This is a genomic window from Sinorhizobium fredii USDA 205 (assembly GCF_001461695.1).
GTDB lineage: Bacteria > Pseudomonadota > Alphaproteobacteria > Rhizobiales > Rhizobiaceae > Sinorhizobium > Sinorhizobium fredii.
This window is the reverse complement of the sequence record NZ_AUTC01000204.1, coordinates 1-19337: the sequence shown is the minus strand read 5'-3', so window position 1 is coordinate 19337 and position 19337 is coordinate 1. Positions and strand designations below refer to the sequence as shown.

General features: G+C 63.4%; 19 protein-coding genes. 6 read left to right on the top strand and 13 right to left on the bottom strand.

Annotation, left to right across the window (positions count from 1 at the left end; genetic code table 11):
• Positions 1 to 223: 223 nt before the first annotated feature.
• Positions 224 to 976 (bottom strand): SDR family oxidoreductase, encoded by a 753-nt coding sequence (locus N181_RS30365; protein WP_037435741.1) that lies wholly within the window; start codon positions 974 to 976, stop codon positions 224 to 226.
• A 252-nt stretch (positions 977 to 1228) separates the two neighbouring features.
• Between N181_RS30365 and N181_RS30360 the strand changes: the two genes are divergently transcribed.
• On the top strand, positions 1229 to 2809 hold the full coding sequence (locus N181_RS30360) for a winged helix-turn-helix domain-containing tetratricopeptide repeat protein (protein WP_037402524.1): 1581 nt from the start codon (positions 1229 to 1231) through the stop codon (positions 2807 to 2809).
• A 141-nt stretch (positions 2810 to 2950) separates the two neighbouring features.
• Here N181_RS30360 and N181_RS30355 read toward each other — a convergent pair whose 3' ends face one another.
• The 10 genes from N181_RS30355 to N181_RS30310 all read right to left on the bottom strand — a co-directional run bounded on the left by N181_RS30355 (position 2951) and on the right by N181_RS30310 (position 13394).
• On the bottom strand, positions 2951 to 4021 hold the full coding sequence (locus N181_RS30355) for a GlxA family transcriptional regulator (RefSeq protein ID WP_037435744.1): 1071 nt from the start codon (positions 4019 to 4021) through the stop codon (positions 2951 to 2953).
• A 53-nt stretch (positions 4022 to 4074) separates the two neighbouring features.
• On the bottom strand, positions 4075 to 5073 hold the full coding sequence (locus N181_RS30350; protein ID WP_037436655.1) for a 4-hydroxyproline epimerase: 999 nt from the start codon (positions 5071 to 5073) through the stop codon (positions 4075 to 4077).
• Between the two features lie 29 nt (positions 5074 to 5102).
• Positions 5103 to 5954 carry an ABC transporter permease gene (locus N181_RS30345; protein ID WP_037402517.1) on the bottom strand — a complete coding sequence of 284 codons (852 nt, stop codon included), beginning with the start codon at positions 5952 to 5954 and terminating at the stop codon, positions 5103 to 5105.
• Positions 5951 to 6799 carry an ABC transporter permease gene (locus N181_RS30340; protein WP_037435748.1) on the bottom strand — a complete coding sequence of 283 codons (849 nt, stop codon included), beginning with the start codon at positions 6797 to 6799 and terminating at the stop codon, positions 5951 to 5953. The genes N181_RS30345 and N181_RS30340 overlap by 4 nt, the downstream gene beginning before the upstream one ends.
• Before the next feature lie 12 nt (positions 6800 to 6811).
• Entirely contained in the window at positions 6812 to 7903 is a 1092-nt protein-coding gene (locus N181_RS30335; protein ID WP_037435749.1) for a quaternary amine ABC transporter ATP-binding protein, read from the bottom strand.
• Between the two features lie 90 nt (positions 7904 to 7993).
• Positions 7994 to 8845, bottom strand: a complete 852-nt coding sequence (locus tag N181_RS30330; protein WP_037402511.1) for a glycine betaine ABC transporter substrate-binding protein — start codon at positions 8843 to 8845, stop codon at positions 7994 to 7996.
• Positions 8846 to 8922: 77 nt separating this feature from the next.
• The gene (locus N181_RS30325) at positions 8923 to 10269 is read right to left on the bottom strand and encodes an NAD(P)/FAD-dependent oxidoreductase (protein WP_037402509.1); all 1347 of its coding nucleotides are present in this window, start codon (positions 10267 to 10269) and stop codon (positions 8923 to 8925) included.
• Positions 10266 to 11783 (bottom strand): aldehyde dehydrogenase, encoded by a 1518-nt coding sequence (locus N181_RS30320; RefSeq protein WP_037435751.1) that lies wholly within the window; start codon positions 11781 to 11783, stop codon positions 10266 to 10268. The genes N181_RS30325 and N181_RS30320 overlap by 4 nt, the downstream gene beginning before the upstream one ends.
• Positions 11776 to 12687, bottom strand: coding sequence for a dihydrodipicolinate synthase family protein (locus N181_RS30315; protein ID WP_037402503.1), 912 nt, complete (start codon positions 12685 to 12687; stop codon positions 11776 to 11778). The genes N181_RS30320 and N181_RS30315 overlap by 8 nt, the downstream gene beginning before the upstream one ends.
• Positions 12684 to 13394 carry a GntR family transcriptional regulator gene (locus tag N181_RS30310; protein ID WP_037435753.1) on the bottom strand — a complete coding sequence of 237 codons (711 nt, stop codon included), beginning with the start codon at positions 13392 to 13394 and terminating at the stop codon, positions 12684 to 12686. The genes N181_RS30315 and N181_RS30310 overlap by 4 nt, the downstream gene beginning before the upstream one ends.
• Before the next feature lie 344 nt (positions 13395 to 13738).
• Here N181_RS30310 and N181_RS35630 point away from each other — a divergent pair, with 344 nt between their 5' ends.
• Entirely contained in the window at positions 13739 to 14134 is a 396-nt protein-coding gene (locus tag N181_RS35630) for a proline racemase family protein (RefSeq protein ID WP_370009269.1), read from the top strand.
• On the opposite strand, the gene N181_RS30305 is transcribed toward N181_RS35630, so the two are convergent.
• On the bottom strand, positions 14116 to 14820 hold the full coding sequence (locus N181_RS30305; RefSeq protein ID WP_037402704.1) for a GntR family transcriptional regulator: 705 nt from the start codon (positions 14818 to 14820) through the stop codon (positions 14116 to 14118). The genes N181_RS35630 and N181_RS30305 overlap by 19 nt on opposite strands.
• 193 nt (positions 14821 to 15013) lie before the next feature.
• On the opposite strand from N181_RS30305, the gene N181_RS30300 reads away from it, so the two are divergent.
• On the top strand, positions 15014 to 15226 hold the full coding sequence (locus N181_RS30300) for a hypothetical protein (protein ID WP_202800059.1): 213 nt from the start codon (positions 15014 to 15016) through the stop codon (positions 15224 to 15226).
• A 95-nt stretch (positions 15227 to 15321) separates the two neighbouring features.
• Here N181_RS30300 and N181_RS30295 read toward each other — a convergent pair whose 3' ends face one another.
• Positions 15322 to 16077, bottom strand: a complete 756-nt coding sequence (locus N181_RS30295; protein ID WP_037435755.1) for an IclR family transcriptional regulator — start codon at positions 16075 to 16077, stop codon at positions 15322 to 15324.
• A 174-nt stretch (positions 16078 to 16251) separates the two neighbouring features.
• Between N181_RS30295 and N181_RS30290 the strand changes: the two genes are divergently transcribed.
• From N181_RS30290 to pcaF, 3 genes are read left to right on the top strand one after another with little or no spacing between them, the layout of a single operon-like run.
• Positions 16252 to 17112, top strand: a complete 861-nt coding sequence (locus N181_RS30290) for a CoA transferase subunit A (RefSeq protein ID WP_037435757.1) — start codon at positions 16252 to 16254, stop codon at positions 17110 to 17112.
• 10 nt (positions 17113 to 17122) lie between these two features.
• Positions 17123 to 17914: a CoA-transferase subunit beta gene (locus N181_RS30285; protein ID WP_037435770.1), complete on the top strand. Its 792-nt coding sequence runs from the start codon at positions 17123 to 17125 to the stop codon at positions 17912 to 17914.
• Complete coding sequence (gene pcaF, locus N181_RS30280; protein WP_037402686.1) at positions 17914 to 19116, top strand: 3-oxoadipyl-CoA thiolase; 1203 nt, start codon at positions 17914 to 17916, stop codon at positions 19114 to 19116. The genes N181_RS30285 and pcaF overlap by 1 nt, the downstream gene beginning before the upstream one ends.
• Positions 19117 to 19337 lie beyond the last annotated feature (221 nt).

Here is a 19337-nt window from a genome sequence, read left to right as displayed (position 1 = left end):
GAGGCACAGCACAAGGCCGACCATCTTCTTCGTGTTGGGTCCAGCCACGGTCCCGGAATTTCCGCCGGTGACGATGGCGACTTTGCTCTCAAGCGAATCCATTTTCCGATGTCCTGTTGAATGTCGAGGACCGCGCAGCTGCTTCCAGGCGGGCAGCAGTGTCGTCTGCTGCCCGGCGCCGGGCCGACGCTCTCATTTGTCCATATGATTTGTCGTTGGAGCCTCAGCGCGCCGCTTGCTGGCCGAGCCAGTCCTCGAAGCGGATCGCGCCGATACGGGCGCTCTTGCCGGGAGTCAGCGACTGATCGTCGAGCACGGCGCCGAAATAGCGGGCGTGGACGTCCGGTACGATCTTGCGGGGATCCTGGGTCGCCTTGAGGAAGCGCCTGACGAGGTCGTCGAGCGGGATCGCCTCCGGACCGGCGACTTCGACTGTGCCGTTGATCGGCGCCGCCACCGCGACATCGGCGAGCGCCGCCGCCACGTCGTCGGATGCGATCGGCTGGATCAGGGCCGGCGAGAGGCGGATTTCCTCGCCGACCGTGGCCGACTGGGCAATGCCGCCGACGAATTCGAAGAACTGCGTGGCACGCAGGATGGTGTAGGGAATGCGCGACCCCTTTATGAGGTTTTCCTGCGCGACCTTCGCCCGGAAATAGCCGTTATCGGGAAGCCGCTCGCTGCCGACGATCGACAGGGAAACATGGTGGCGGACCCCGGCGGCAGCTTCCGCCGCCAGCAGGTTACGGCCCGATGTCTCGAAAAACTCGAGGACCGCCTTGTCTTCCCATACCGGCGCATTCGCCACGTCGACGACGATCTGGGCGCCATCCAGCGCTTCGGCCAGGCCCTCGCGGGTAATGGTGTTCACGCCGGTGTTGGGAGCGGCGGCGAGCACCTCATGGCCACGCTCCCTGAGGTTCTTGACGAGTTTCGATCCGATGAGGCCGGTGCCTCCGATGACGACGATCTTCATGGCTCTCTCCGTTTCTGCCGACCGCACCGATTGCCGTCGATCCGGTGCGGAGAGTGCCTGTAAGCTTGCTCGAAGTCCTTGCCGCGGGATTGAAATGACCTTGAGGGAAGCTTGGTTATTCGTCCAAGGCGGTTGTCGATGCCCTTGCGGCAGAGGTGCGAGCGGGCTACGGCAGGCCGTGCTATCAATGGACAGAAACATTCGCCATTGCCCCGGCCATCAAGCCGAGGCGCTCGGCCGGGGGATGTCGCCGTGCAGTTCGTGTTTGGAGACTACGTGCTCGACCCGGAACGCCGGGAGCTGACGCTACGCTCGCAGGCCGTGACCGTCGGGCCGCAGGTCTTCGACCTGCTGCTCTATCTCGTCAGGAACCGCGACCGCGTCGTCAGCAAGGACGATCTGCTGCAGGCAGTGTGGAGCGGCCGGATCGTCTCGGAATCGACGATCACCAGCCACATCAACGCGGTTCGCAAGGCCATTGGCGACAGCGGCGAAGAGCAGCGCCTTGTCCGAACGGTGGCGCGCAAGGGCTTCCGCTTCGTCGGCGAGATCGGCGAATCACTACTGCCCGACGGGCCAGGCGTTGCCGAACCCGCCTTAGGCGACGCAAAGGAGCCGCCCCCCGGTCTCGTCCTGCCGGACAGGCCCTCGATCACCGTCTTGCCCTTCCACAATCTGAGTGGCGATCCGGCGCAGGACTATTTCGCCGACGGCGTGGTGGAGGATATCATTGCCGCCCTGGCGCGCATGCGATGGCTGTTCGTCATCGCGCGCAATTCGAGCTTCACCTACAAGGGGCGGGCGGTGGATGTGAAGGAAGTCGGCCAGGAGCTTGGCGTGCGCTACGTACTGGAAGGCAGTGTGCGCAGGGCGGCAAACAGGGTGCGCCTCACCGGGCAGCTCATAGACGCGGCGACCGGGACGCATCTCTGGGCGGAGCGCTTCGAAGGCACGCTCGACGACATCTTCGAATTGCAGGATCGGATGGCAGAAAGCGTCGTCGGGGCGATCGCGCCGCAACTCGAACGGGCGGAAATCGAGCGCGCCAAGCGCAAGCCGACGGAAAGCCTCGACGCCTACGACTATTACCTGCGCGGCACTGCGAAACTGCACAACGGAACCCGGGAAGCGATCGAGGCGGCGCTGCCGCTGTTCTACACGGCAATCGAGCTCGACCCAGAATTTGCGTCGGCCTATGGCATGGCGGCCTGGTGCCACTTCTGGCGCAAGATGAACGGCTGGATGACCGACCGGCAGCGGGAGATCGCCGAGGGTGCGCGGCTGGCGCGGTTGGCGGTCGAACTCGGCCGGGACGATGCGGTGGCTCTGACGAGAGGCGGGCATGCGCTCGCCCATCTGGCCGGCGACCTTGACGGCGGCATCGCGCTGCTGGACCGTGCCGTGCTGCTCAACCCGAACCTTGCCCCCGCCTGGTTCCTCGGCGGCGCCCTGCGCGCGCTCCGCGGCGAAACGGACGCCGCGATCGAGCACTTGGCGCATGCGGTTCGCCTCAGTCCGCTGGATCCGGAAATGTTCCGGATGCAGGTCGGGATGGCGCTGGCACATTTCTTTGCGGGGCGCTTCGATTCCGCCTCGACCTGGGCGGAAAAGGCGCTGGGGAACCTGCCCAGTTTGCTCCCAGCCGCCGCCTTGACGGCGGCGAGCCACGCGCTCGCCGGCCGAAACGACAAAGCGAAGCAGGCGATGCAGCGCCTGCGCACCCTCGATCCGTCGCTCCGTGTTTCCAATCTCAAGGACTGGCTGCCGATCCATCGTCAGCAAGATCTGGCGCGATTCGCGGATGGGCTGCGGCTCGCCGGGTTGCCCGAATGACCATGGCATGAGGCTGCCGCAATGATGCGAGCGACCACTCTGGGCGAGTAAGCGGTCGCTCAACGCCATAGCGATCGTCGCTCCAAACGTCGAAGTTGAATGCGCGTGAGAAACCCTTCGACTCGCAAGGGACCCTCGCCCTTAGACGAATGCGGTCCTTGGACCTCCTGCGTGACGAACATGCTGCGAATTTGCTACCTGCCGATCATGCGCGGCCGCGTCCCTGACTTCCGTTGGCGTCTGGCCGTAAGCGCGCTTGAACTCCTTGGTAAAATGCGACGTGTTCACAAATCCGACATCGAGCGCGACTTCGATGATGGGCTTCTTGCTCGTCAGCAGAATGTGCCTTGCGCGGTCCAACCGGAGACGCCGGAATGCGAGCGCGGGAGACATGCGCGCCTTCTCGGTGAACAGCCGCTCGAGCTGGCGCCGTGAAAGCCCGACGGAGCTTGCAAGCTGCTCGATGGTTATCCCACCTTCAAGATGCTGCTCCATATTGATCAATACGGCCATGACACGCGAATCGCTGAAGTACTCGTAGAGCGGCTGTCGTGTCTGGATATCGAACTGGGAACGGGCCTTTTCGATCTGCAACACTTCAAGCGCGTTCCGCTCGGCATCCCTGCTGATGTGTCGCCTTACCAGGGCAGCCGCCAGATCGGCGGCGCTGCTTCCCCCCGCACACGAGCCGCGTTTGCGGACCAGATTGAACAACCGGGCCGGCCGGACTTCATGACCGGGAAAACGTTCGCGGAACTCGTGGTAGTGGAGCCAGCTCACACAGGTCTGATGTTCCTTCATCAGACCCGCTTCCGCGAGAATGAAGGACCCGGTGCACAGGCCAAGCAAGGGCACGCCTTTGGAAGCGGCCAGTTTGAGAAACCGGACGGTTTCGGGATCAACCGGCTCCTTGACGCTCAGAAGGCCGCCGACCACGGCGATGTAATCGAATTGGCGGGGATCGACGAAGTCCGAGGTGGGGGCGACCTGAATGCCGCAGATCGACGTGATCAGGAGCCTTGTGCTGCCGAGGACCTGCCAATCGGCAAGAACCCGACCCGACCGGTCGAACTGATCGCTCGCCAGCCGTAGAGTATCTACGAATAGTGCGAAAGCTGACAGCGTGAAGGATCGCGCCAGGATAAATCCGATTTTCAGCCGGCGCGCCGGCGCAGCGGCGCCTGACGCCGATGATTGAGCGGTATGTGCCATTTCACCTGCTCCTTATAGCCATTGCGCGACAGGTCTGTTGAGAGGGTTGCAGTTCAACTGATCTGGAACCCGTGTGCCAATGGATCACGGTCATCGACGAAGATCGTGTTGTGGCCGGTGATCCGCGCCCATGCGCCGATACTCGGCATGATGCCCGCGTGTGATCCAACCCTCATGCCGCTTTCGATGCGGCCCTCGAAAATCGTGCCGATTAGGCTTTCACTCCGATAGACGTCGCCGACCTTCAATCGCCCCTTGCCGTGCAATTGCGCCATGCGGGCCGACGTTCCGGTGCCGCCCGGCGAACGGTCGATCGCCTTGTCGCCATAGAAAACCGCACCGCGTCCGTCGGCATTTTCGCTGTTGGCGCGATCGCACCAGATGACATGGTGAACACCACCAATGCGTTCATCCTCGGGGTGCACAGGATCGCAGACGTCGGCGAGCGCCGTTCTGAGCTTCTGGCTGAGGCTGACGATCTCCGAGGCTGTCATGCCACCCAGGCCAGACCAGTTCCGCTGCGGCTCGACGACCGCATAGAAGTTGCCGCCGTAGGCGACATCGACGACCAGCCGTCCGACGGCGGGAACATCGACTTCGACATCGGCGCTATGAAGGTAGCTCGCGACGTTGAAGAGGCGCACGCTCTTGACGAAATCGCCCTCCATCTCGTACGCGACGTCCACCCTTCCGGCCGGTGTCTCGATCGACAAGGTCCCCGGCTTTTTCGGCGTGACGAGACCTTCCTCGATGACGACCGTGGCGAGGCCGATCGTCCCTGCCCCGCACATCGGCAGGCAGCCGCTGACCTCGATGAACAGCGACGCGAAATCGCAGTCCTCCCTGAAGGCCGGATAGAGGATTGCGCCGGACATGACGTCGTGACCGCGCGGCTCGAACATCAGGGCCTTGCGGATCCAGTCGTAGTCCCGGACGAAGATCTCGCGCCGTTCGGCAATCGGCAGATACGGCAGCAACGGGCCGCCGCCGGCGACGACGCGGACCGGATTGCCACAGGTGTGGGAGTCGATGCAGAAAAAGCTGCGGCGCATGATGTCCCTTTCCAGTGCCCTATGCGCGCTTACGCCGCGCTGGCTCTCCGGCCGCGCTGGAGCGCGCCGCGTGAGAGCCGGTCGAGCAGAATGGCGACCGCGACGATCGACAGTCCGGCGCGCAAGCCCAAACCCATTTCCATGCGGGTCAAACCACGGGTCACCTCCGCGCCAAGGCCGCCCGCTCCCACCAGTCCCGCCAGGACGACCATCGCCAAAGAGAGAAGGATGCACTGGTTCAGGCCGACGACGAGAGTCGGGGTCGCGGACGGGATTTCGATCTTGAAGAGGATCGCCCGCGGCGAGGCTCCCGTCGCCTGACCCAGCTCCAAGAGATCCTTCGGCACCTGGTTGAAGGCGAGCGTGGTCAGCCGCAGCATTGGCGGGACGCCGTAGACGATCGTCGCGATGATGGCCGGCACCCGCCCGAGGCTGAAGATCATGACCGCGGGGATGAGGTAGACCCACGGCGGAACGGTCTGCATGATGTCGAGCACAGGACGGATCGCCGCCTCGAGCTTCTTGTAGCGGGACGCCAGGATTCCAAGCGGAAACGCAATCAGCACCGAGATGGCCACCGCGACCGTTACCAAGGCGAGCGTCTGCATCGACGCCGTCCAGAAGCCGACGAGGAAACAAAATGCCAGCGCAACGCCCGTGATCACCGCGACACGGATACTAACGAGCACGGCGGCCAGGCCGAAGGCAATGACGATGACGCCGTAGGGCGGCAGGAAAAGCAGTGCGGCTTCGATCGCGCCCAGAACGGCCTCGACAAGCTTCGTGATGGCGTCGAAGAGGGGGTGGAAGTTGGCGTTCAACCAATCCACCGATGGAGCGAGGTAAGTGCCTGGGGAAAACTGAATGGATTCCAGGTTCATCGTCTGCCTCCGTTGGCGCTGCGTGCCGCGCTCTGGGTCAGTCGGTCGAGCACCATGGTCAGGATGACGATGGCGATGGCGGCGTTGATCGACGTGGCGATGTCGAGGGTGCGCACGGCTCCGTAGATCGTCTCGCCGAGACCGCCCGAACCGACGATGCCGGCGATGACGACCATGCCGAAGGCCATCATCAGGCTCTGGTTGATGCCGGCCATGATGCTCGGGATGGCGAAGGGCAGCCTGATCTTGCTGAACATCTGCCAGGGTGTCAGGCCGCTCGCCTGGCCAAGTTCGATGAACTCGTGCGGGGTCATGCGGATGCCGAGCGAAGTGAGGCGGATCGCGGGCGGCATCGCAACGATGACGGTGGCGATGAGCGCCGTCGCCGGGCCGTAGCCGAGCAGCGCGATCGCGGGCAGCAGGTAGATGTAGGGCGGCAGAGTCTGGATCAAGTCGAGAACGGGTTCGAGCGCGCTATCGAACCTCCTGACGAAGCCAGCGACGATGCCGATGGGAATTCCGACGACGAGAGCGAGAATGGTCGCCGTCGCCACCAGTCCCAATGTGCTCATGGTCTCCGCCCACAGGCCCATGAGCGCGCAGAAGACGAGCGCCGCCCCGATGAGGAGCCCGGACAGCAGGTTGATCAGGCGCCAGCCGAGCAGCGCCCCCAGGATGGCGATGACATAGAACGGGGCAAGCTGAAGCAGCCAGAGGATGCCGTCATAGGTTCCCTCGAGAACCGATCTGATCGCTTCAAACAGCCACTCGCCGTTGTCGCTGATCCAGCCCAGCGCATCGTCCGTCCAGGTGTCGAAAATATCCGCTATGATCGAGGTGTCCATTTTCCCTACCCCCTACGCCGCCACGGGCTCTCGGGTGGGCGATCCGGCGACGCCGCGGAGCAAGCCGCGGGTGGTGACAATCCCTACGATCGTGCCGTTGTCGACGACCGCAACCGCGTCCCGATCGGACTGCATGGTAAGGTCGATCAGCTCGCCGATGTCCGCCTCCGGCGAAGTCCGCAGCAGCGCATTGACGTCGCTGTGCGGGTGAGCGCTCTGGAACTCGGCGACTGGCCGCATCACGGAATGCGCCTTGACCAGGTGAATCCTGGATATGCCCGCGACGAAATCGGAGACGTAATCGTCGGCGGGCTTGGTGACGATGTCTTCGGCGGTGCCGACCTGGACGATGACGCCGTCCTTCATGATGGCGATCCGGTCGCCGATGCGGATGGCTTCCTCGAGATCGTGGGTGATGAAGACGGCAGACTTCCCCAGCGATTTTGTCAGCTGCCGGAATTCGTCCTGGAGCTGTCGGCGGATGAGCGGGTCGAGGGCGCTGAACGGCTCGTCCATCAGAATGATTTCGGGGTCGGCCGCAAGCGCCCGGGCCAAGCCGACACGCTGCTGCATGCCGCCCGACAATTCGCTCGGATAGCGCGCCGTCCAGTCGGCAAGCCCCACCTTTTCGAGGGCGGCGCGGGCGGTCTTGTTGCGTTCATCCCTGGCGACGCCCCGGACCTCGAGACCGAAGGCGGCGTTTTCGAGGACCGTCCTGTAGGGAAGAAGCGCGACGCTCTGAAACACCATGCCGATGTAGCGTGCCCGCATGTCCCGCAGCTCGGCCGCATTCAGCTTGGCGATCTCCCTGCCCTTCACCGTGATCTTGCCGAGGCTCGGCTCGATCAGGCGGTTGAGAAGGCGGATCAGCGTCGACTTGCCGCTGCCCGAAAGGCCCATAATGCAGAAGATTTCGCCGCGGCACACCTGGAGGCTGGCGTCGGACACCCCGACAACGCAGTCGAAGTCCTTGAGGACCTGCTTCTTGGACAATCCGCGTTCGGACACGGCCTTGACGGCGGCGGGAGCGCGGGCCCCGAAAATCTTCCAGACATTCTGGCAGTCGACCAATACTTCGTTGGAGTCATTCATCGCAGTTTTCATCGCGTTCCCCACGGACCGGCGTGATGCCGGCCTTCGATTTTTTTGGAGTTCGAGAGCGGGCCGCCGTATGGACGGCCCGCGACTTGGACATCACTCGCTCTTGATATTTCCCCAGCGCTTCAGCAGGTCGGCATGGCTGTCGGTCCAGGCCTTGACGGCCTCGTCCATCGTCTTGCCCTCGTTGACCGCGGCGTTGATCGCGGTGATGTCGGCGAGCGGAACATAGACGCTGGCGATGACCTCACGGGCGTGCGGGTTTTCCGCGGAGAAGCCCTTCTGGCCGATCCAGTAGTAGCTCTGCGGCGGCGGGAATACGCCCTTCGGGTCCTTGAGGAACTTGACGTCGTACTTCTGCATCATCCAGGACGGCTCCCAGATGGTGACGGCAATCCATTCCTGGCGATCGACGGCGGACTTCAGAGCGGCGGTCATCGCTGCGGTGCTGCCTTCGACGAGTTGGAGCTTGAGGTCATATTCCTTGACCGAGTTGCTCGTGTCGCGCATCAGACCGGAGCCGGGCTCGATGCCGACGATCTTGCCGCCAAACTTGTCGGCGTTGTCGTTGAGCTGATCCATGGAGTCGATCGTCACATATTTCGGCACGGCGACGCCCTGGAAGAGGCCGTGCGAAACCGGCGAGATCTTCTCCAGCCGGTTCTTGTTCTTGTCCCAGTAGTCCTGGGCGACATAGTCGGTCTGCGAGGCGAGGATCTGTACGTCGCCCTTGGTGAGTGCGGCGTAGGCGATGCCCCACTCCGAAAACTCCGTTACCTTCACGGTGTAGCCGGCATCCTCGAGCACCTTCTTGGTGATCCCGGTGATCGGGGTGAGGTCCTCCCAGGCCATCGTGCCCACGGTGATGGTCTTTTCTTCCGCATGGGCGGACAGCATGGTCATCCCGACCATTGCGGCAGCGCAGAGCGCTTTCCACAAAGTCTTCATTGTCGTTCTCCTGTTTTTCGTTCCCATTCTCTTGAAGACCTGCAGTCGGCTCAGTCTTCACATTGCGCGGCGACGGATTATCCCTCGCGGCCTGCACGCAATTCCTGCAATCGGATCACAGCGTTAATGCCCAACCATGCGAATGGCTCCGGCGGTATCCGCGAGGGCTGGGGCTGCGTCTTGAATTCTTCGAGGTGCTGCGAGGTGTTCCCCGTCGCCAGCTCTGCCGCCAGCATGCCGGCGAGTGTGCTTTTCACGGTGCCGAGGCCGTTTTCGCAGCAGGCGGAATAGAGTCCTTCTTCGACCTCGCCGAAGGCGGGCACGTGGTTGAGGCTGAGACAGATCCGCCCGGCCCAGCTGTGGTCGAAGGGTATTCCCTTGAGGCCCGGAAACCGCGCATCGAGCGAGTGTCGGTGTTCTTCGGCCATGGCCCGGAGGCGTCGTTCCGTCAGAGCTATGGTCGTGTCGTATGTCCATCGCGTCCGGAGCGCGATGCGCGACAGGCCGCCGGAGGTGATCTTCCTGACCGTCGCGCCCATGGCGTCGGCGGGCAATAGCGCCCATCTGTCGCGGCCGCTGACCTTGCGGCCAAACTCTTCCGCTGAAAATGGCGCAGTCATCGACGCATAGCCGTAGAAGTGCATCAGCCGGCCGCGGTAGTGACCGAAATCGTCGATATGGCCGTTGACCCCCAGGATAACCTTGGGCGCGCTCACCGAGCCCCGCGGACAAACGGCCGTCCAGGTTCCGTTGTCGCGCTTCAAGGCGGTGACCGGTGACCGTTCGAAGATCTCGACGCGGCGCGACAGCCCGGCCGCGAAGTCGCGGATATAATCGGCCGGCTGGATGAGCACGGCGCCGGGCGTGTAGACGCCGCCGAGATAATAGTCCGATCCGGTGATCTCACGCATTTCGGCGGCATCCAGAAAGGTATGCGCCTCTCCGGCGCCTTTCAGGGACTGCCCGAAGCTGATGTTCAGCTTCATCCCGCGGCCGGTCGCCGCTGCGTTGATCTTCCCGGCCGGATCGAAGGTCTCGCGCGACATCCGGTATTCTTCGGCGGCCTCTCTGGCGAAGGCGATCGCCGAGCGGTTCTGGGCCATCTCCAGCCTGGTGGCGTCGGCGCTACCGCTCGAATACTCGCCGGAGGAGAGATTGTGCGGGACATCGATCATGAAGCCGGAGTTTCGGCCCGAAGTGCCCTTGCCCACCTCGCTCGCCTCGACGATGACGATCTTGTCGTTTGGCCGAAGCTGAAGGAGCCGCCGGGCTGCGGAAAGACCCGCGAAGCCCGCACCGACGATCAGCCAGTCCGCGGTTACGTTGCCTTCCAGGCTCCCGACCGGGAACGAGCGTTGACTGATCGCCTCCCAGCCCGAGATGCCGTTCTCGACAGGCAAACGCTTGACGGACGTTGTGATCATCGCACCGTCTCGTCCACCGAGCGCTCCGAGACGTCGATCCAGATCGTCTTGAGCTCGCAATAGTTGTCGTGCGCGAAGATCGACTTGTCGCGACCGCCGAAGCCGGACTCCTTGTAGCCGCCGAACGGCGTCGAGGCATCGCCTTCCCCAAAGCAGTTGACGGTGACGAGGCCGGCCCGGATTTCGCGCGACAGCTTGATCGCCTTCTTCAGGCTGCCGGTATAGACCGACGCCGTCAGGCCGTAGTTGGTGTCGTTGGCAAGGGCCAAGGCCTCATCCAGGTTCTCGAAGGTCGTCACCGACAGAATCGGCCCGAATATCTCCTCCTGGAACAGCCGGCTTGCAGGCGTGACGCCGTCAACGACTGTCGGCTCGATATAGGCGCCCTTTAGGGTCTCGCCACCGTAGGCGACCGCGAGTTGCTCGTTCTTCACGTCGTCGAGGAAGGATGCAACCTTGTCGAAGTGGCTCTTGCTGACGAGCGCGCCGATGCGGTTTTCCGGGTCGAGCGGGTCGCCCGTCTTCCATTCGCGCATATAGGCGCCGATGCGGCTCATGAGCTCGTCCTTGATGCTGGATTGGACGATCAGGCGCGACGTCGCCGAGCAGTTTTCGCCCATGTTCCAGAAGGCGCCGTTGACGACCTGTTCGGCGACGAGGTCGAGGTCTTCGGCGTCCTCGAGCACCACCGCCGGGTTCTTGCCGCCGCATTCGAGGACGACCTTCTTCAGGTTGGAATCGGCGGCGTAACGCAGGAAGCGCCGGCCGGTCGGCGTCGAGCCGGTGAACGCCACCATGTCGACGTCCATGTGCAGGCCGATCGGCTCGCCGACCTCCCTGCCGCTGCCGGTGACGACGTTGAAGACGCCGGCCGGAATGCCGGCCTCATGGGCGAGTTCGGCGACACGCAGCGTGGTCAGCGTCGTTTCCTGGGCCGGCTTGACGACCACCGAGCAGCCGGCGGCGAGCGCCGGGCCGATCTTCCAGGCGAGCATCAACAGCGGGAAGTTCCACGGCAGCACGCAGCCGACGACGCCGACCGGCTCGCGCACCACCATGGCGAGCGCATTCGGCCCGACATTGTTGGTGTTGTCGTAGAGCTTGTCGATCAGCTCGGCATGCCAGCGCAGCGTGTGGATGGTGTCCGGCACATCGACCGTCTGGCATTCGCGCACCGGCTTGCCGCTGTCGAGGCTTTCCATGACGGCGAGTTCATGGCGGTTGCGTTCCAAGAGCTTGGCGAGCTTGATGAACACCGCCTTGCGGTCGCCTGGAGACTGATGGCGCCAGCGGCCGTCGTCAAAGGCTTGCTTCGCCTTCGCCACGGCGAAGTCGACGTCGCTGCTGTCACAGGCGGCGATCTCGGCCAGTATCTCGCCGGTGGCGGGATTGGTCGTCTTGAAGGTCTTGCCCGACTTGGCCGGAACGAAGGCCCCGTCGATGAACGCATTGCTGGGCAATTCGAGGCCGGCGGCGATCGCCTTGTATTCGGCGGCGGTCAAAGGTTCATGCATAGTTGGCTCCCGAGGTGATCTGGGCGACGGTGCGCTTCAAGGTGGCGACGACAGTCTGCAGGGTGCGTTTTTCGTCCGAGTTGAGCGGCCTGAGCGGCGCCCGGACCGGACCGGCCTTCAGGCCGATCAGCTCGCAGCCGTGCTTGATCGACTGGACGAACTTGCCGCATTCGAGGAAATCCATCAGCGGCAGCATCGCCGTCATGATGGCGCGGCCCTTGTCGAAGTTCTTCTCGATGACGCAGGCCTCGTAGAGGGCGATGTGTTCGCGCGGCAGGAAGTTGGAGCCGGCACAGACCCAGCTTTTTGCCCCCCAGGCGAAGAACTCCAGCGCCTGGTCGTCCCAGCCGCAGGACAGCGAGATATGCGGAAACTTGCGGGCCAGCAGGTGCAGGTTGCCCATGTCGCCGGAGCTCTCCTTGATCGCCACGACGTTCTTCGACTTGCCGACCCGGGAGAAATACTCGTCGCCCATCATCACGCCCATGCGGGCCGGGTAGTTGTAGAGCATGATCGGCAGGTTGGCGGCCCGGTCGATGGTGAGCGCATGGACGGCGTTCTCGCGCTCGGTCGGCAGCGCATACGGCGGCGACGACACGAGGATGGCGTCGGCGCCGATCTCCTTCGCCGCCTTGGCGTATTCTACCGCGTCCTCGGTCCTGGTCGCGCCGGTGCCGATGACGAGCGGCAGCCGGTTGCCGATCACCTCCTTGGCATGGGCGGCGAGGTCGACGCGCTCCTGCGCCGTCTGGGCGTAGTATTCACCCGTCGAGCCGCCGACAATGATGCCGTGAACCTTCGCCTCGATCAGCGACTCGAGGACAGCCGAATAGGCCTTCTTGTCGATCTTGCCATCGGCTGCGTGCGGCGTGATCGCCGGGGTGTAGATGCCTTCGAATTTCAAGACGATTTCTCCATCGATGCGGCGGGCGCTTCCACGAGCGCGTCCGCCTTCATTCCCTGCGGTGCGATGAACATTTCCATGTTCTCGCGCGACAATTCCCAATGCTCGAAAACGAGATCGACGACGGTGTCCTCGTCGTGCGCAGCGATGGCCGCGATGAAGCCATCATGATGATCCACGGCAACCTGGAGGCGACTGCGCATGTCGTCGTTCCTGGGTCGGAAGAAGGTGTGGCCGATCCGCGCGTGGTCGATCAGAAGACGCCCAAGGCTCGGCTGCAGGTAGGCGTTACCGGACATCTCGCCGATGATCTCGTGAAAGCGGTTGTTCTCGAGCACCATCGTCGGAGCATCGCCGGAAACACTCGCGCTACGAAATCGCTCCTGTGTGTCCTTCAGCTGCGAGAGCTGCCTGGGCTTGAAGTTCTGGACGGCGAGGCGACCGATCGCCGCGTAGACCATCGGGGCGACCAAAAAGAAATTCCGCAGCGATTGATGGTTCATCGGGCTCACCCGCGCCCCGCGGTTGGCGCGAATTTCGATGTACCCCTCCCCTTCGAGCCGACGGAAAATCTCACGAACCGGAGTACGAGAAAGACCATAGCGTTCGCTGAGGCTGACCTCGTCCAAGTCCTGGTCGGGTTCAAGTTCCATCGTCAGAATCTGACGCTTGAGATCCTCGTAGAGGCCGTTCTTTCCGCTCTTCATCGGAACCTCCCTCCTCAATTGTCGCGACAGCAGATCGAGTGGACCTGCGTCGATGACATGAAGCTCGCATACCTCGATCACCGAGTCAATGATTTTGTATAATCTACGTACACATTAGTTATTCACTGAGAATACACTTAGTCGGATCGGCCGCGATTCGGCGCCTCACCATAAGCCGGCCTCGAGTTCAGCTCGGATGTACGGCGGACGGTCGCGCCGGAACTGTTTGCGGAAATGAGGTCATACGCCTGCAGGTCGGGGTTTTCTAACTCCACCACCGCGCGGGACCTGGCGAAGAGGGCCCTACATGTGGCGCAGTACCCGCGACAGGGCCGACAGAGTTTGTGCCGATGTCGGGTTCGAATGCGATCTGCGTGTCGACGGTGCTACGCGACAACCGACATGCCCATGACGGGGCCGATCCGGTTCAAGCTGGACGTGCCCAGAGAGGTGATCGAAGTTGCGGCCGAATGCGAGGGCGGGAAATGCCGCTCCAACACCTTCCGCAACGCACCCGCCTTCGCCGCAGTGGACGGAGCGCTCTACAGCGCCGCGCCTCTTATCAGACGGGCAAAGATGGAAATGGGACCATTCCGATCGAGATTGCCTATGGCGGAACGTTCTTCGGTATCGTCGAGGCAAAGGCGCTGGTTTTGAGGTGCGGCGACGAGGCGCGCGATCTCGCCGTTCGTGTCCGCCCGGCTCGGCACCATGACCGCCGTCAGTCAGTCGTGAATTGAGACTGCGTTTCTGCTGGCATGTCCGCCTTCAACTCCTGCGGGACGACAAACATCTCCATGTTCTCGCGTGACAACGCCCAGTGCTCAAACACGAGACTGACGACCGCAGCTTCGTCACGCCCACTGATTGCTGCAATGAATACGTCATGGTGCTCGACAGCCACTTGCAGGCGCTGGCGCATCTCGTCGTTCGTGGGCCGAAAGAATGTGTGGCCGATCCGGGCATGGTCGATCAGCAATCGCCCCAGGCTCGGCTGCAAGTACGCGTTCCTGGACATCTCGCCGATGATCTCGTGGAAACGGTTGTTTTCCAGCACCATGGCGAGGGAGTCGTCGGACATGCTTGCAGCCCGAAAGCGCTTCTGCGTGTCCTTTAGGTCATCGAGCTGCTTCAAGCTGAAATTCTGAACTGCGAGCCGGCCAACGGCGGCGTAAATCATCGGTGCTACCAAGAAGAAATGCCGTAGTGTCTGGTGGTTCATCGGGACGACCCGTGCCCCGCGATTGTCGCGGATGTCGACGTAGCCTTCGCCTTGGAGACGACGAAAGATTTCGCGCACGGGCGTGCGGGAGAGACCATAGCGCTCGCCAAGCGCGGTTTCGTCCAGATCTTGATCCGGGTCGAGCTCCATCGTCAAAATCTGGCGCTTTAGATCATTGTAAAGATCGCTCTTTCCGCCCTTCACAAAGACCTCCTCACCACTCTTCCAGCCGAGATCGCCACTGCTCGCATCCATACCTGGCAAAAGTCAACCAACCTGCGAAATTAGAATACGCAAGGAAATTCTTCGGGTGCATATCAGCCGGACGGCAGGATGCTATATTTCGTTGCAGAGGAGACCGAACGACCATGATCGAAATGAGGCGAGAAGGTTCACGTTGGAACGGGGCAGCGACGTCCAGCGAGACGGGATGTACCTGGAGTTGTCGGATGCTGACACCAGAAAAGTCGTGGCCGAAGTCTTTTACTCGGGTAAGGCGGACCGGATGAGCTTCACGGCTTATGAAGAGGACCTGCCTCTCGAAGCCGTTGAATTGCTGATCGAACGCGGCAAACAGCTTCTTTCTCCCACAATAGAAGAAGTACCATAGGCCGCTTCCGAATTTTGCAATCGCCGCCCTTCGCTATTCATCACGGAAGCCTGGTTGGCGTCGCTCCGCTTCCTGCCCCAACCCCGGGCCCGCAACTATTGCACCAGCGGCCGTAGCGTGGCCTGCGTCTCCTTGAGCATGGGCAGGTAGCGGTCCGCAAGTTCGGAAGCGGCGACATGAGCCGCGGGCGCCCCGATATTGAGGGCCGCGACCACCTGCCCGCGCGCGTTCATCAGCGGAACGGCAATCGAACACAGCCCGAGTTCGAGTTCCTGGTCGATCACCGCATAGCCCTGTTCGCGAACTTTTCGCAGTTCCGCCATCAGCTCTTCCGCGTCGGTCTTCGTGCGCGGCGTGTTGGCCTTGAGCTCGGTTCGGCTCAGGATCTCGCGCGCCTCCGTTTCAGGAAGGGCGGAAAGCAGCACCCTTCCCATCGAGGCGCAATAGGCGGGAAGCCGTGAACCGGGCATCAGGTTGATCGACATCACCCGGCGCTGCGAGGCGCGCGCCACATAGACGACCTCGGTGCCGTCGAGCACGGAGGCGGAAGCGCTTTGGCCGGCTTTTTCCGAGAGCTGGTCGAGATAGGGCTGGACGATCGCCGGCAGCGGCGTCGCCGAGAGATAGGCGTGGCCGAGCCTCAGGATCTTCGGGGTCAGGCTGAAGAACTTGCCGTCATAGTCGGCATAGCCAAGTTCAGAGAGGGTCAGCAGTGAGCGCCGCACCGTGGCGCGGTCGAGGCCGGTGCGTTTCGATGCCTCGGCGATCGACAGTCGCGGCTGCGCCTCGCCGAAGGCTTCGATGACCTTCAGGCCGCGCGCAAAGCCGCTGACGAAATCCGTTTCTCGCATGATTCTACCCGTGCTTCGACCCGTTTTCATATTGTGCGATATACGAACAAAAGTCAAATACCGCACAAAATGTTTGACGACAGCCTGAAATGAGCGCTTATTCCCGGCGAAAGCTGTTGCTGGCCCGGCTCTCTTTGAGGGCGCACGGCAACGGGCGAAGAGAGGAGGATTTTGATGGCTCGCATAATGTCGCTCGCCGACGCGGTGGCGGAAAACGTCCGGGACGGCGACACTGTCGCCATGGAGGGATTCACGCATCTCATCCCCTATGCCGCCGGGCACGAGGTGATCCGCCAGGGCAGGAAGGATCTGTTCCTTGTCCGCATGACGCCGGACATCCTCTATGACCAACTGATCGGCGTCGGCGCCGCCCGCGGCATGAAATTCTCCTGGGGCGGCAATCCCGGCGTCGGCTCGCTGCACCGCTTCCGCGATGCGGTCGAGAACCAGTGGCCGCGGCCGCTGGAGATCGAGGAACACTCGCATGCCGCGATGGCGAATGCCTATGAGGCGGGCGCCGCGAACCTGCCCTTTGCCATGCTGCGCGGCTATATCGGCGCCGACCTGCCGAAGGTGAACCCCAACATCAGACACGTCACCTGCCCCTTCACGGGCGAAGTGCTAGCCGCCGTGCCGGCGATCCACCCGGATGTGACGATCATCCACGCGCAGCGCGCCGATAGGAAGGGCAATGTGCTGCTCGAAGGCATCGTCGGCGTCCAAAAGGAGGCGGTGCTCGCCGCCAAGCGCTCGATGATCACCGTCGAGGAGATCGTCGAGGAGCTCTCGCCGCCCTCCCCCAATTCCGTGGTGCTGCCGACCTGGGCGGTAACGGCCGTCGTCCATGTGCCGGGCGGCGCCTTCCCCTCCTACGCGCACGGCTATTATCCGCGTTCCAACGCCTTCTATATCGGCTGGGACGAGATCGCCCGCGACCGGGAGACGTTCACCGCCTGGATCAAGGAAAACGTGCTCGACGCGCGGCCGGAAGATTACGCCCGTTACGCCGCCAATACATTGGCCAAGGTCGCTTGAGGAGGCGATGATGACGGATTTCACCCCCACTGAAATGATGACCATCGCCGCGGCGCGCGCGCTTTCCAATGACGACGTCTGCTTCGTCGGCATCGGCGCCCCCTCGGCCGCCTGCAACGTCGCCCGGCTGACGCATGCGCCGGACATCACGCTGATCTACGAGAGCGGCACGGTCGGCACCAAGCCGGACGTGCTGCCGCTGTCGATCGGCGATGGCGAGCTCTGCGATACCGCGCTCTTCACCGTCTCGGTGCCGGAAATGTTCCGTTACTGGCTGCAGGGCGGCCGCATCACCACCGGCTTCCTCGGCGGTGCGCAGATCGACCGCTTTGCCAATCTCAACACCACCGTCGTCGGTCCCTACGACCACCCCAAGGTGCGCCTGCCGGGCGGCGGCGGCGCGCCGGAGATCGCCTCCAACTGCGGCCGCATCTTCATCACCATGGCGCTCTCGAAGCGAGGCTTCGTCGAGAAACTGCCCTTCGTCACCTCGATGGGCCATGGTGAGGGCAGCGACCATCGCGAACGGCTCGGCCTGAAGACCAAGGGGCCGACGCGCGTCATCACCGATCTCTGCATCCTCGAACCCGACCCGCACACGAAGGAACTGACCGTCGTCTCGATCCATCCCGGCGTCGGCCGCGAGCGGATTGTCGAGAATTGCGGCTGGCCGATCAGATTCGCCGAAACCGTCATTGAAACGCCCGCACCGAACGAGACAGAGCTTGCGGTGCTGCGCGACATCAACGCCCGCACCAAGAAGGCCCATGAAGGCGCCGGCCCGGGCAAGGAGGCCGCCTGATGCGCGACGCTTACATCTGCGACTATATCCGCACCCCGATCGGCCGCTTCGGCGGGTCGCTTGCAACGGTGCGCGCCGACGATCTCGGTGCCGTCCCCCTGAAGGCGCTCGCCGAACGCAATGCGTCCGTCGATTGGGAAGCGGTCGACGACCTGATCTTCGGCTGCGCCAACCAGGCGGGCGAGGACAACCGTAACGTGGCACGCATGTCGCTGCTGCTCGCCGGCCTCCCGGTTGCCGTACCCGGCACGACGATCAACCGGCTCTGCGGCTCCGGCATGGATGCGGTGATCGCCGCCGCCCGCGCCATCAAGGCCGGCGAAGCGGACCTGATGATCGCCGGCGGCGTCGAATCCATGTCGCGGGCACCCTTCGTCCTGCCCAAGGCCGACAGCGCCTTCTCGCGACACGCCGAAATCCACGACACGACGATCGGCTGGCGCTTCGTCAACCCGCTGATGAAGGCGCAATATGGCGTCGATTCGATGCCGGAGACCGGCGAGAACGTCGCCGAAGATTTCAAAGTCTCGCGCGAGGACCAGGACGCCTTTGCCGTGCGCAGCCAGGCGAAGGCAGCGGCCGCGCAGGCGAACGGCCGGCTCGCCAGAGAGATCGTCGCCGTCACCATCCCCCAGAAGAAGGGCGAAGCGGTCGTCGTCGAGCGGGACGAGCACCCTCGCGCCACGACAATCGAGGCGCTCGCCAAGCTGAAGGCGCCGTTCCGCGCAGGCGGCAGCGTCACCGCCGGCAATGCCTCCGGTGTCAATGACGGGGCGGCGGCGCTGATCGTCGCCTCGGAGGAAGCGGCAAGGAAGCATGGGCTGAGGCCGATCGCCCGCATCCTCGGCGGCGCCACGGCCGGTGTACAGCCGCGCATCATGGGCATCGGCCCCCTGCCCGCCTCGGAAAAACTGATGGCGCGGCTCGGCATGACGCAGGACCAGTTCGACGTCATCGAGCTCAACGAGGCCTTCGCCAGCCAGGGTCTCGCGGTGCTGCGCGGGCTCGGCATTGCCGACGACGATCCCCGCGTCAACCGCAACGGCGGCGCGATCGCGCTCGGCCATCCGCTCGGCATGTCCGGCGCCCGCATCACCGGAACGGCGGCGCTGGAGCTTGCCGAAACCGGCGGGCGCTACTCCCTCTCGACCATGTGCATCGGCGTCGGTCAGGGCATCGCCGTGGCGCTGGAGCGGGTGTAGCGCGGCCAAAGACGAGCCGATTTCCCGGCTGAAATCTCCCCTCCCCAACCCCTCCCCACAGGGGGGAGGGGCTTAACCTGCCGCACTGGCTCCGTTTCGTATTTCGAGATTTAGCCTGATTCAACGGTTGAAGATGGCAGCCGATCGCCGGGGGCACCCGCCCCGCCCCCTTGTGGGCTATCGGATTCACACAACGTCTGCGACGCCTGGGGAATGGGGGC